The organism is Streptomyces abyssomicinicus (assembly GCF_008974245.1).
GTDB classification, from domain to species: Bacteria; Actinomycetota; Actinomycetes; order Streptomycetales; family Streptomycetaceae; genus Streptomyces; species Streptomyces abyssomicinicus.
The window spans coordinates 1,695,206-1,707,995 of the sequence record NZ_BBZI01000005.1 but is presented as its reverse complement, the minus strand read 5'-3'; the positions used below and the strand labels follow the sequence as shown (position 1 = coordinate 1,707,995).

7 protein-coding genes are annotated in these 12,790 nt (G+C 74.7%); 3 read left to right on the top strand and 4 right to left on the bottom strand.

The window, feature by feature from the left end:
- Positions 1 to 8 precede the first annotated feature (8 nt).
- The 3 genes from GBN72_RS07210 (at position 9) to GBN72_RS07200 (ending at position 2,855) form a co-directional block, all read left to right on the top strand.
- Positions 9 to 1,037, top strand: a complete 1,029-nt coding sequence (locus GBN72_RS07210) for a saccharopine dehydrogenase family protein (RefSeq protein ID WP_151770727.1) — start codon at positions 9 to 11, stop codon at positions 1,035 to 1,037.
- Positions 1,038 to 1,199: 162 nt separating this feature from the next.
- Positions 1,200 to 2,039: an aminoglycoside adenylyltransferase domain-containing protein gene (locus tag GBN72_RS07205; protein ID WP_246212292.1), complete on the top strand. Its 840-nt coding sequence runs from the start codon at positions 1,200 to 1,202 to the stop codon at positions 2,037 to 2,039.
- Positions 2,040 to 2,126: 87 nt separating this feature from the next.
- Entirely contained in the window at positions 2,127 to 2,855 is a 729-nt protein-coding gene (locus GBN72_RS07200; protein ID WP_151771003.1) for a formylglycine-generating enzyme family protein, read from the top strand.
- Between the two features lie 84 nt (positions 2,856 to 2,939).
- On the opposite strand, the gene GBN72_RS34580 is transcribed toward GBN72_RS07200, so the two are convergent.
- The 4 genes from GBN72_RS34580 to GBN72_RS07180 form a co-directional block, all read right to left on the bottom strand.
- Positions 2,940 to 4,781, bottom strand: a complete 1,842-nt coding sequence (locus tag GBN72_RS34580; RefSeq protein ID WP_246212290.1) for a N,N-dimethylformamidase beta subunit family domain-containing protein — start codon at positions 4,779 to 4,781, stop codon at positions 2,940 to 2,942.
- On the bottom strand, positions 4,778 to 6,070 hold the full coding sequence (locus GBN72_RS07190; protein WP_164540424.1) for a condensation domain-containing protein: 1,293 nt from the start codon (positions 6,068 to 6,070) through the stop codon (positions 4,778 to 4,780). The genes GBN72_RS34580 and GBN72_RS07190 overlap by 4 nt, the downstream gene beginning before the upstream one ends.
- Positions 6,067 to 6,315 carry an acyl carrier protein gene (locus tag GBN72_RS07185; RefSeq protein WP_151770726.1) on the bottom strand — a complete coding sequence of 83 codons (249 nt, stop codon included), beginning with the start codon at positions 6,313 to 6,315 and terminating at the stop codon, positions 6,067 to 6,069. Before GBN72_RS07185 ends, GBN72_RS07190 begins: the two co-directional genes overlap by 4 nt.
- Positions 6,316 to 6,438: 123 nt before the next feature.
- Positions 6,439 to 12,432: a non-ribosomal peptide synthetase gene (locus GBN72_RS07180; RefSeq protein WP_151770725.1), complete on the bottom strand. Its 5,994-nt coding sequence runs from the start codon at positions 12,430 to 12,432 to the stop codon at positions 6,439 to 6,441.
- Positions 12,433 to 12,790 lie beyond the last annotated feature (358 nt).

Genomic DNA, 12,790 nt, shown 5'->3' with positions numbered 1-12,790 from the left:
AGAGACACATGCGTGAGGTTGCGGTGTTCGGGGCGTACGGGCACACCGGCCGGTTCGTGGTGGCCGAACTGCTGGCCCGCGGGTTCGTCCCGGTGCTCAGCGGGCGGAACGCCGAGCGACTCAAGGCGCTCGCCGTCGCCGAGGGCGGGCTGGAGGCGCGACCCGCCGCCGTCGACGATCCGGCCGCCCTGGATCGCGCCCTGGCCGGGACCGCCGCCGTGATCAACTGCGCCGGCCCGTTCGCCGACACGGCCGGGCCCGTCGTCGAGGCGGCGCTGCGTGCGGGCGTCCCGTACCTCGACGTGGCCGCCGAGATCGAGGCCAACGCCGACACCTTCGACCGTTTCGAAGAGCGCGCCCGGGCGGCCGGCGCGGTGGTGGTCCCCGCCATGGCGTTCTACGGCGGTCTCGGCGACCTGCTGGTGACCGCCGCCCTCGGTGACTGGGCCTCCGCGGACGAGGTCCACATCGCGTACGGCCTCGACAGCTGGCACCCGACCGCCGGCACCCGCGAGGCCGGGGCGGTCTCCCGCCGCCGTCGGGGCGGCCGCCGGGTCCGCTACGCCGCGGGCCGCCTGGAGTACCGGGACGACGCCTCTCCGCGGCTCACCTGGCAGTTCCCGGAGCCGATGGGGCCGCGGGAGGTGATCGGCGAGTTCTCGATGGCCGACATCGTCACGGTGCCGAGCCACCTCGACGTCCCCGACGTCCGTACGTACATGACCGTGCGGGCCGCTGAGGACATCGCCTCCCCCGACACGCCCGCGCCGGTGGCCTCCCCGGCCGACGGACGGGGACGCTCGGACCAGACCTTCCTCGTCGACGCCGTGGTGCGCCGTGGCGGGGCCGAGCGCCGCGCCGTGGCGCAGGGACAGGACATCTACGCGGTGACGGCGCCTCTCGTGGTGGAGGCCCTGGACCGCGTCCTGTCCGGCCGCGTCCGCACGACGGGTGTCGCCTCCGCCGGCGAGATCTTCGACGCGGTGGACTTCCTGGGCGCGCTGTCGGGGCATCTGTCGGTGGAGCTGAGCGTCTGACGCCGCTCGCGTGGGTGCGTGGGTCCCGGCCGGGCCGGGACCGGCCCCCGGGACAGGACCCCGACGGCGACGGCGAAGTGAGGGCAGCGGTCCGCACGGGCGGCGGCGGAAGCCGGTGGGAAATCGCGTGCGGCCACGGGGACGACGGAGGATGCTGGCGCAGTGGATCTGGTGCGGGAGATCGTGCGGCTGACGGACGGTGTGCTGGGCCCGGACATGGTCGGGGCCTACCTGCACGGGTCGTCCGTGCTCGGCGGTCTGCGACCGGCCAGCGACGTCGACGTGCTGGTCGTCTCCCGCAGGTCGATGGACGAACGCCGGCGACGGGCCCTGCTCGGCGGGCTGCTGGGGATCTCCGGCTCCCGGAACCGGGCGCGCCCGGTGGAGCTCACGGTGGTCGTCCGGTCCGAGGTCCGGCCGTGGCGGTACCCGCCGGTCGTTGACTTCCTCTACGGCGAGTGGCTGCGCGCCGCGTACGAGGCCGGGCGGGTTCCCCGGCCGGAGGCCATGCCGGACCTGGCGCTGACGGTCGGCATGGCGCTGGCCGGTGACCGTCCCCTCACCGGTCCGGGACCGGCCGAGGTCCTCGACGCCGTCCCGCACGCCGACGTCGTACGGGCGAGCCTGGCCGGGGTACCCGGCCTGGTCGAGGACCTGGAGGACGACGTCCGCAACGTCCTGCTGACCCTCGCCCGTGTGTGGACCACGCTCGCCACGGGCCGGGTGCGGTCCAAGGACGGCGCGGCCGGCTGGGCGCTGGCCCAACTTCCCCCCGAGCACCGCCCGGTCCTGCGGCACGCCCGCGATCTCTACCTGAACTGCCGTTACGACGAGGAGAGCTGGAGCGAGGAACTGCGGGGGCGGGTGCGGCCGCACGTGGCCCATGTGCTCGCCGAGATCGACCGGCTGCGTCCCGGACGGGACGGGCAGGACGGGCGGACCGGGTGGACCGGGCGGACCGGCTCTCCCGATCGGCACGGCGGGTCGCACGGCACGCTGTGACCGGTGCCCCGGCCGGGGCCGTGAGGGCGGCGCGGCGCGGCGTCGCCGCGTAAGGTGCCTGTCGTGGACGGGGCTCGGGTGGGGACGATGGTCGCGGTGCCGCCGGGGCGGGTGGTGCTGTCGGACCGACGGACGCTGCGCAGCTGGCCGGTCGAGGTCGCGCCATACCTGATGTCGGCGTTCCCGGTCACCCAGGGGTGGTACGCGCAGGTCACCGGTCTGCGGCCGAGCACGGCCCGGGGTGACCTGCTGCCCGTCGAGGGCGTCTCGTGGTGGGACGCGGTGCGGTTCTGCGACGCGTTGTCCCGGAGCGAGGGGCTGACGCCCGCGTACGGTCTCCTGTCCGACGGCGACGCGGCCGACGCGACCCGGTCGGCCGACGCGACCGGGTCGGCCGGACCGGCAGGGCCGCTCGGGCCGGTCACCTGGGACACCGCCGCGGACGGGTATCGGTTGCCGACCGAGGCCGAGTGGGAGCACGCCTGTCGCGCCGGCACGACGGGTCCCCGGTACGGACCGCTGGACGAGGTGGCCTGGTACCGGGACAACTCGGCGGGGCGGATGCGACCGGTCGGCGGGAGGCGGCCGAACGCCTGGGGCCTCCACGACATGCTGGGCAATGTCTGGGACTGGTGCTGGGACGTCTACGACGCCGAGGTGTACGGCGCCTACCGGGTGCTGAGGGGCGGCGGCTGGGCCGACGAACACTGGAGCTGCCGGGCGTCGGTGCGGCGGCGCAGCCATCCCTCCTTCCGGATCGACGACGTGGGCTTCCGCGTGGTGCGGTCGGGGCGGTCGGTGCCGTCGGGGCCCTGACGGGGGCGCCCGGGAGGCGTGCGGCCGGCGCCTGTGGCGGGCACGGGCGCCGGATCCGTCCGTTCCCGGGGCCTCCGGCCCAGGTCACCTCGGCCGGGGCGGGCGCCGGACGGGGCGGCGGCGCAGCAGTTCGTCGTCGCCGGACGTGATCAGCCAGCCGGCGTGTGCGGTGAAGGCGCGGACGGCGGGGGCTTCGGCGAACGGCGTCCAGTGGGGGTCGGTGGGGAGGCGGCTGAGCAGCGTGCCGTCGGGGTGCAGGGCGAAGAGTCTGCCGTTGGCCGCCGCGAGGCCGCGGGCCGGTATCCCCGCGGCGGTGCGCTCCCAGACGCCCGGTGGGGCGAAGGGCCGTGTCCACAGCTCGCCGGAAGCGGTGAGCAGGTGGAACGCGCAGTCGGCGACGGCCAGGCCGATCGCGTCGCGCGGTGCGGGGCACAGGTCGTGCCAGCCGTCGTGGTCCAGGCGGCGCAGCCTGCCGTCGGCCGTCACCCCGTGGAGGCAGCCGGCCACGTCGCCCGCCGCCTCCCGGGGCGCCGCCAGGGCCACCACTCCCCCGCCGGGCCCGGTGGGCTGCCACGGCAGGTTCTGGCCGCACAGTTCACGGCTGAGCAGCCGGTCGTCGTGGCTGACGCCGTGGAGGGTGCGGCCCTGGGCGGCGAGTGTCCGCAGGCCGGCGGCGTCGCCGATCACCTCCCACTCGGGCGGGGCGGTGGAGAGCCGGTCGAGGACGTTGCGGGTGATCCGGTCGACGACGGGATCGTCCAGGGCGTGGCCCCAGTTGACGGTCGCGGCGTTGAAGACGGTGCCGGCGCCGTTGGTGAAGACTCCCATGGTGGCCATGCCGCCCTGGCCGTGGGCGCTCCAGTGCGCGAGGTCGGCGGTGGCCAGCACCACGAAGGACGGCGGGGTGCCGTCGTGGCAGGTCACGCGGGGTACGCCGAGGATGTCGCGGTACTCGGCGGCGTCGGTCTCGTAGCCGAGGGTGCCTTGGCCGAACTTGTCGCCGTCGCCGAGTCCGGTCCCTTCGAAGACCCAGTGGGCGGCGAAGCGCGCGGTGTACGCCTCGTCCAGCATCCGTGCCATGTGGGGGCCCCAGATGCCGGCGCCCGCGCGGAAGCTGAGGCCGGTGAGACTGTTCTCGGGTCGGCCGGTGGCGGACCATTCGACGGTGCTCAGGGCGGGGTCGGGCTCGGGGTCGCCGAGGGCGTCGCGGTGGCAGACCATGGTGCGTGCGCGGTCCTCGAGCCTGATCTGCCACCAGGCGGTGTTGCCGGAGAAGAAGGCCGCGTTGCCGCCGTCGCGGACGAACTCCTCGACGGCGTCTCGCATGTCGGCCGACCAGTACTCGTCGTGGCCGTTGACGATCAGCAGCCGGTGTCCGGCGAGCAGGTCGCGGCCGTCGTGCAGGTCGAGGTTGGAGCAGTAGGCGACCTGGTAGCCGGCCGTGCGCAGCCAGCGCATCAGGCCTTCCTCCCAACGCTCCGGCGGGGGTCCGCCGCCGGGGCGGTCGAAGGTGACCCGCCTGGCCCGGGTGGGCGCCTCGGTCCAGTAGAGGCCCTGGCCGGGTTCTCCGGCGCGGTTGTACGCCTGCCAGGTGGTGAAGGGCACGCTGACCAGGACGGGGGCGGTGGGGACGGCTTCGCGGACCACGAACCACACCTCGTGGTCCGCGGGTTCCGGGGTGCCGGGGAGTTCGCGGGGCCGGGTCGTCGCGGGGAGGTCGCCGAAGCGGGCGGTGTAGAGGGAGCTGGTCCAGTCGGCGGGCACGTCCAGGTCCCACCAGGGTCCGGTGGCGGTGCTCCGCAGGACCTGTCGGCCGTCGGTGGCGTCGGTGACGGTGACGGGGACCGGGCCGGGGGCGTCCAGGCGGAACCTGAGGGGCGAGCCCTGCGGGCAGGAGGTGCTGGTCGCGTAGGCGGTGACGGTCATGCGCCGGCCTCGACGGCGAGCAGGAACTCGAGGTCGCGCAGGAAGCGTTCCATCTGCGGGCGTGGCAGGTGGTCGGTGTCGGCGGTGACGGAGACCTCCAGGTCGCCGCCGATGTGGACGCAGAAGCGGCAGTTGAGTCTGTCCTGGCTGAGCGGCCAGGACAGGGTGGTGGCCGGGAGGGCCGCCCGGATGTCCTCGGGCGTGCAGGGGGCCGGGCCCGGTTCGGCGAAGCGCTGGTCGTTGAAGCAGCACAGTGGCTGTACCCAGTCGCCGCGCAGCCGGTCGAGCGGGTCGTGGAAGGCGCTGCGGTAGGCCCTCAGGGTCGCGGAGCCGGCGGCTCGCACCAGGGTGTCCAGGCCGCGGTCGGCGCCGTCGAGGACGAAGACGCCTTCCTGCGACACCATGCTGACCATGCGTGCGGTGTCCTTGCGGAAGCGGTTGTGGACGATGGGCAGCACGACGCACCGGTCCTGCCCGGTGGCCGCGCCGACCAGGGCGGCGGTCGCGGTCAGCAGCACGGTGGAGGTCGAGGTGTGGTGGCGGGCGGCGACGGCTCGGGCGGCCAGGCCCAGTGCCGGGGAGGACAGCTGGGCGCGCCACACCCGTGGCCCGTCGGCAGGACCGGCAGGACCGGCGGGGTCGGCGGGGTCGGCGGGGTCGGCGGGTGCGGTCCTCCGGTCGAACATCACCTGGTGGGGGACGCTCTCCCAGAGGGCGGCGGCGCGTCGTGCGACGCGTCGGCCTTCGGGGCCGGCCTGCCAGTGGGCGAGGTCGAGGGGGCTGGGCGCCGGGGGCCGGCCGGTGGTGGCGGCGCCCCGCAGCAGGAGCATCCGCAGGTCGCGGACGGCGACGTCGGCGCCGAGCCCGTCGGCCGCGAGGTGGCAGAAGACGAGCACGATGTGGGTGACCCGGGGCCCGTCGGTGACGAGGGCCACCCGCAGCGGCCACTCGCCGCCGTAGTCGAACCGCGTGGCGGAGAGCTGTGCGAGCAGTTTCCCGGGGTCCTCGGTGGACAGCAGCACCGGCAGTTCGCCGCCCGCCGCGAGCCGTTGGCGCGGGTGGTCCCCGGTGAGGTCCAGCCGGGTGCGCAGGGAGTCGTGGGTGCCCAGCAGTGCGGCGAGCGCGGCGGCCGCCTCGTCGGGGGTGCGTTCGCCGGGGACCTCCAGGACGCGGCCGAAGTTGAAGTAGTGGTCGTCGGGGGCGGTGCGTTCGATGGCGTCCCAGATCGCCAGCTGGCCCCAGGTGAGCGGGCCGGTGCCGTCGGACGGCCCGGTGAAGGGGATGATCACCGGTTCTCCAGGTGGGCGGCGAGGGCGCTGAGGTCGTCGAGCAGCTTCCAGTTCCGCTCGTCGAGGTCGAGTTCGACGTCGTACTCGGACTCCACCGCGTCGATCAGCCGCATCCGGGAGAGTGAGGTGAGGCCCAGTGCGGAGAGCGGCGTCCCGGTGTGGAGCGCCCGTTCGGCGGGGATGTCGCCGTCCGAGGACTCGGCGACGAGTTCCGCGAGCCGCTGTCTGATCTCGTCCCTGGTCATGCGCGCTTCCTTCCTGCGACGGGTACTGCGGGGTGTGGTGCCGGGGGTGCGGTGCTGAGGGTGCGGTGCCGGGGGTGCGGTGCCGGGGGTGCGGTGCGGGTGCCGTGGCGGTGGTACGGCAGGTCAGGGGGCCTGCTCGGCGAGCAGCCGGGCGGCTTCCTCCTCGGAGAGCTCGTCGATCTCGGCGAGCAGCCGGTCCTCGAGTGCCCGGGCCACGCCTTCGACGGTGCCCTGGTCGAAGAGGGTGCGGATGGGCAGGTCCACGTCGGTGGCGGCGCGCAGCCGTGCGATCACCTTGACCGCGAGGAGGGAGTGGCCGCCGAGGGCGAAGAAGTCGTCCAGTGCTCCGGCCCGGGGGGTGCCGAGGACTTCGGCGTACACCTCGGCGACCAGGTGTTCGGCGTCGGTGCGGGGTGGGGTCCACTCCTGGGTGCGCAGGGGTGCGGGCAGCGCGGCCCTGTCGAGCTTGCCGCTGGGGGTCAGGGGCAGGGCGTCCAGGCGCACCCAGGTGGTGGGCACCAGGTGCGGGGGGAGGACGGCGCGCAGTTCGCCGGGGAGGTCTCCCGGGTCTCCGGCGGTGTAGCCGACCAGGGTCTCGCCGTGGACGGCGACGGCTCCGCGGCCGCCGAGGTGGGCCTCGATCTCGCCGGGTTCGATGCGGAAGCCCCGTAGTTTGATCTGGTCGTCGAGGCGTCCGAGGAACTCCAGGCGGCCGTCGGGGCGCAGCCGGGCGCGGTCTCCGGTGCGGTAGTGGCGCTGTCCGTCGATGACGGGGAAGCGTTCGGCGGTGAGTTCGGGCCGGCCGAGGTAGCCGTCGGCGAGGCCGGCGCCGCCGACGCAGAGTTCGCCGGGGGTTCCGGGCGGGACGGGCTCGCCGTGCGGGCCGAGGAGGAGGGCGCTGGTGCCGCCGAGGGGCCGTCCGATGGGGGGCCGGCCGGTCGTGGGCTCGCCGGTGAGTTCGTCGGCGGTGCAGATGACGGTGGCCTCGGTGGGGCCGTAGGTGTTGACGAGCCGGACCCGGTCGCCGAACCTGTGGCGCCAGCGGGTGACGGCGGTTTCGTGGACCTGTTCGCCGCCGAGGACGACCAGGCGCAGGGTGTCGGGCCAGGGGATGTCGTCGATCACCTCGACGAGGTGGTGCCAGTAGGCGGTCGGGAGGTCGAGGACGGTGACGCCGTCGAGGTGTTCGGGCAGGGTGACGGCGCCGTCGGGGAGCAGGTCGACGCGGGCGCCGCAGGTGAGCGCGGGGAAGATCTCCTCGACGTGGGTGTCGAAGCTCAGGGCGGCGAACTGCACGATCCGGTCGGTGGGCCGCAGTCGGTAGGCCTCGCGCATCCAGGCGACCCGGGCGGCGAGGGCGGTGTGGCCGACGACCACGCCCTTGGGGGTGCCGGTGGAGCCGGAGGTGTAGATGACGTAGGCGGCGTCGGTGTCGGTGGTGCCGGGGTGGGACCGGGGCCCGTCCGGGGTCAGGACGACGCGGGCGCCGCTGTCCTCGGTCATGTGGGCGAGGCGCTGCTCGGGGTAGTCGGGGTCGAGGGGGAGGTAGGCGGAGCCGGCGCGCCAGGCGGCGAGCATGGCGGCGACGGCGTCGGGGTGCCGTCCGATGCGGATGCCGACGACCGCGCCGTGCGGGAGGCCGGCGGCGATCTCGGTCGCGCGGGCGTCGAGCCGGCGGTAGGTCAGGTGCTGGTCGCCGCAGGTGATCGCGACGCGGTCGGGGTGTTCGCGAACGGCGCGGGCGAGGAGTTCGGGGACGGTGGGGGTGGTCTCGGGCAGGGGCGGGCCGTGGACGGCCGTGGTGTCCTCGGGGGTGAGCAGCGGGAGGGCCGAGAGCGGGGTGTCCTGGTGGTCGGGGAGGGAGCGCAGGAGCCGTCCGAAGCGCTCGGCCATCCGTTTGACGGTGGATTCCTCGAACAGGGTGCTGTCGTGGACGAGGGTGACGACCAGTTCGTCCCCGTCGTGCCAGGCTTCCATCATCAGTTCGAACTTGGCCTGCTGGAAGCCGTGTTCGAAGGGGGTGCTGTGCAGGCCGGCGAAGGCGTCGGCCGGGCGGTGGGTCTGCTGGTTGTGCAGGATCGCCATGGTCTGGAACAGCGGGGTGCTGGTGAGGTCGCGCTCCACGCGGAGTTCGGCGACCAGTTGCTCGAACGGTATGTCCTGGTGGGCGAAGGCGCCGAGGACGTCGGCACGGGTGCGGCGCAGCAGTTCGGCGAGGTGGGGGTCTTCGGAGAGGTCGCCGCGCAGGACCAGGACGTCGGTGAGGTAGCCGACGACGGGTTCGAGTTCGAGCCGTTCCCGGCCGGCGGTGGCGGTGCCGACCAGGATGTCGTGGTGGCCGGTGTGCCGGGCGAGCAGGGTCTGGTAGGCAGCGAGCAGCACCATGAAGAGGGTGCAGCCGTGGTCGCGGCCGAGTGTGACGAGGGCGTCGGTCTCCCGGGCGTCGAGCCGGATCGGTACGAGGGCGCCGCGTCGGGCGGGTACGGGGGTGCGGGGGTGGTCGGTGGGGAGGTCCAGGGGGGTGGGGTCGGCGAGGTGCGCACGCCAGTGGGCGAGCGCGCCGGTGGTGTCGCGGTCGCGCCGCCAGGCGGCGACGTCGCCGAACTGCAGGGGGACGGGGGCGAGTCGCCGGCCCGAGTAGAGGGCGGCGAGTTCGTCGTGGAGCAGGTCGAGCGACCAGCCGTCGCCGAGGATGTGGTGGAGGACCAGGCACAGGACGTGGTCGTCGGGGGTGATGCGGATGAGGGCGGCCCGCAGCGGTGGCGCGGTGGAGAGGTCGAACGGGGCGTTGGTGCGGGCGGCGACCGCGTCGAGGGCCGCCCGGTCGTCGGCGGCGGTCAGGTGTTCCAGGGGGACGGGGCGGGCGGGTTCGACGACGGCGGTGGGGGCTCCGTCGGTCTCGGGGAAGCGGGTGCGCAGGATGTCGTGCCGTGCGGTGAGTTCGTCGAGGGCGTGCTGGAGGGCGTCCTGGTCGAGGGGGCCGTGGAGCCGGTGGACGATCCACATGTTGTAGGCGGCGTCGTGCGGGTCGAGCCGGTGGAGGAACCAGAGGCGTTCCTGGCTGTGGGAGAGCGGGGCCGGGCTGCCGGCGGGCAGGGGCCGGGGCCCGGTGTCGGCGTCGGTGCCGGGGCGGGCCGCGTCGAGCAGGGCGGCGAGCGCCTCCACGGTGGGGCGCCGGAAGAGTTCGCTCACGGCGACCTGGGCGCCGGTGCGGGCGGTGAGGCGCGCGGTGACCATGGCGGCGCGCAGCGAGTGGCCGCCGAGGGCGAAGAAGTCGTCGTCGGCCCGGACGTCCTCCAGGTCCAGCACCTCGCCGAAGACCGCGGCGACGAGTCGTTCGTTACCGGTCCCCGGCGGCCGGCCCCCGGTGGCGCGTGCGGCGGGCCGCGGGTAGGGCAGTGCCTTGCGGTCGACCTTCCCGTTGGGGGTGAGCGGGAGCTCCGTCAGGGCGACCCAGCGGGTGGGCACCATGTAGCCGGGGAGCCGGTCGGCGAGGTGTTCGCGCAGTTCGGCGGCGAGCCGGCCGGTGTCCTGTCCGGGGGCCTGGGGGCCGCTCACGTGGAAGGCGACCAGTTGTTCGTCGCCGACCCCGACCACCGCCTGGCGTACCCGGGGGTGGGTCTCGAGCACGGCGGCGATCTCGCCGAGTTCGATGCGGTGGCCGCGCAGCTTGACCTGGTCGTCGGTGCGGCCGAGGAACTCCAGGGCGCCGTCGGGGAGCCGGCGGACCAGGTCACCGGTGCGGTACACCCGTTCACCGTGGTGGTCGACGAAGCGCCGGGCGGTCAGTTCGGGGCGGCCGAGGTAGCCGTCGGCGACCCCGGCGCCGCCGATCAGCAGTTCCCCGGGCACGCCGACGGGCGCCGGGGCGCCGGCCTCGTCGACGACGTGGAGGGTGGTGTTGGCGAGGGGGGTGCCGATGCTGACGCGTTCCGGGTGCGGTGGCACCTCCCAGGCGGTGGACCAGATGGTGGTCTCGGTCGGGCCGTACATGTTGACCAGCCGGCGTACCCGGCCGCGGAGTTCGGCGGCCAGCCGTGACGGCAGGGGTTCCCCGCCGGTGAGGGCGGTGACCGGTGGCAGGTCGCCGGTGAGCAGCACGCGCCAGCCGGACGGGGTGGCCTGGACGTGGGTGACCTGTTCGGCGCGCAGGAGCCGGGTGAGGGCGGCGCCGTCGCGGGCGGTGTCGGCGTCGGCGACGACGACCCGGCCTCCGGTGATCAGCGGCAGGTAGAGCTCGAGGGCGCAGATGTCGAAGGAGAGGGAGGTGAGGGCGAGCCAGCGGTCGGCGGGTGTGCTGCCGACCAGGGTGCGCATGGCGAGCAGGAAGTTGGTCAGGGCCCGGTGCGGGACGACGACGCCCTTGGGGTTGCCGGTGGACCCGGAGGTGTAGAGGACGTAGGCGGTGTCGGACGGCGCCGGCCGGCGGGCGGTTGCGGGGTCGGCGGCCGCTTCGGGGTCGAGGACGTCGTCGAGGTCGGCGTCGGTGAGGACGAGGGCGGCGCCGCAGTCCTCGGTCACGTAGGTGACGCGGGCGGGCGGGTAGTCCGGGTCGACGGGCACGTAGGCGGCGCCGGCCATGGTCACGCCGAGCAGGGCGACGATCATCTGGGCCCGGCGGGAACTGCGCACCGCGACCAGCGCGCCGGGGCCCACGCCCTTCTCCCCCAGCCGCCGGGCGAGTCCCGCGGCCGCGCCGGCCAGCTGCCGGTAGGTGGTCCGGGTGTCCGCGTCGACCACGGCCACGGCGTCGGGTGTGGCACGTGCCTGGGCCAGCACCAGGTCGACGAGCGTCTGCTCCGGGAGTTCGGTGGCGGTCCCGTTCCAGGAACGCAGGAGTGCCCGCTCCTGCGGGGGCAGCAACTCCAGGCGTCCGACGGTCTGTTGCGGGTCCGCGACGACGGAGGTGAGCAGGTGCCGGTAGCGCTCGCACATCCGCAGGGCGGTGGCGGGGTCGAACAGCTCGCTGCTGTGGATCAGGTAGGCCTTCAGCGAGCCGTGGGGTTCTTCGAAGAGGTCGAGGGAGAGGTCGCAGCGCGCGGGGTGCCAGCCCAGCGGGAACGGCTCGGCCGCGAGGCCGGGCAGCGGGTCGGTGGCGTCTCCCTCGCTGTGCAGGGCGAACATCGCCTGGTACAGCGGTGTCCGGCTCAGGTCGCGTTCCCTGACGAGGGCCCCGACCAGGTACTCGAACGGGGTGTCGGGCTGGGTGAGCGCGGTCAGCACGCTCCTGCGGGTGGCGCGCAGCAGGTCGGCGAAGCTGGGGTCGCCCGAGAGGTCGCAGCGCAGCACCAGGGTGGTCGACAGGAACCCGACCACCCGCTCGAGTTCGGGGCGTCGCCGGCCGGCCGCGGGGGTGCCGACGCAGAACTCGTGCTGCCCGCTGTGCCGGGCGAGCAGCACCTGGTAGGCGGCGAGCAGCACCATGTACGGGGTGCAGCGGGCCCGTGCGGCCAGGTCGCGCAGGCCCGAGACCAGTTCCGCGGGGAGGCGGAACTCGGTCTGGCCGCCCGCGGATCCCCGCTCGGCGGGGCGCGGCCGGTCGGTCGGCAGGTCGAGGTCGGGGGCGCCGGAGAGCCGGTCGACCCACCGGTCCAGGTCGGCGGGCCGCTCCTGGGCGGCGGCCAGTTGGCTGTACTGGAGCGGCCGGTCGGGCAGTTCCCGGCCCGCGTAGTGGGCCGCGACCTCCTCCCACAGGACGTTGAAGGACCAGCTGTCTCCGTTGATGTGGTGCAGCACCGCGCACAGCACGTGGTCGTCGGGCGCCAGCCGTACCAGGGTGACGCGGAACGGGGGTGCGGCGGCCAGGTCGAAGCGTGTGTTCGTGCGGGCGGCCACGATCCGTCCGGCCTCCTCGACGGAGGCGGCGTCCACCAGTTCGACCGTGACCGGGGCCGGGTCCTCCACGACCGCCCTGGGTTCGCCGCCGGACCCGGTGAACCGGGTGCGCAGGGCGTCGTGCCGCTCCACGACCGCGGTGAGCGCCCTCTCCAGTGCCGCGACGTCCGGCCTGCCGCGCAGCCGGAAGGCGTACGCGAGGTTGTTGGAGGGGTCGTCGGGGTCGAACTGGTGGAGGAACCACAGTCGCTGCTGGCCGATCGAGAGCGGGCCGGTCTTCACTCGTTGCCTCTTGGGGGTCGGTGGGCGGCCTGGACGGGGCCGGGGGCGTCGGACCGGTACCCGGCCCCGTCCGGGCCGCCTGCGCCGCCCGGCGGCGTGCGGTCCGGTGGGCGGGGGTGAACGGATGCGCGCCGCCGGGCGCCGACCACGCGGACCGGAAGCGGGCGGCGGGGAGGGGCGGGCGGGAGCGTCGGGGAACTCTCCATGATCCGGGGTGCTTCCGGTCCCTCCGTCGCGCCGGCCCGGACCGGCCGTCCGGACACCGGTGCGCGCTGTGTCATTCGCGTGCGTCCCACCCGTTCACGGACGCGCCGGAGGACCGGCCGTCCAGATTTCGCCACTCGTGTGGGGGGAGGAG

Coding starts and splice junctions, on each gene's coding strand:
- GBN72_RS07210 (WP_151770727.1), top strand. CDS start 9: ATGCGTGAGGTTGCGGTGTTCGGGGCGTACGGGCACACCGGCCGGTTC.
- GBN72_RS07200 (WP_151771003.1), top strand. CDS start 2,127: ATGGTCGCGGTGCCGCCGGGGCGGGTGGTGCTGTCGGACCGACGGACG.
- GBN72_RS34580 (WP_246212290.1), bottom strand. CDS start 4,781: ATGACCGTCACCGCCTACGCGACCAGCACCTCCTGCCCGCAGGGCTCG.
- GBN72_RS07185 (WP_151770726.1), bottom strand. CDS start 6,315: ATGACCAGGGACGAGATCAGACAGCGGCTCGCGGAACTCGTCGCCGAG.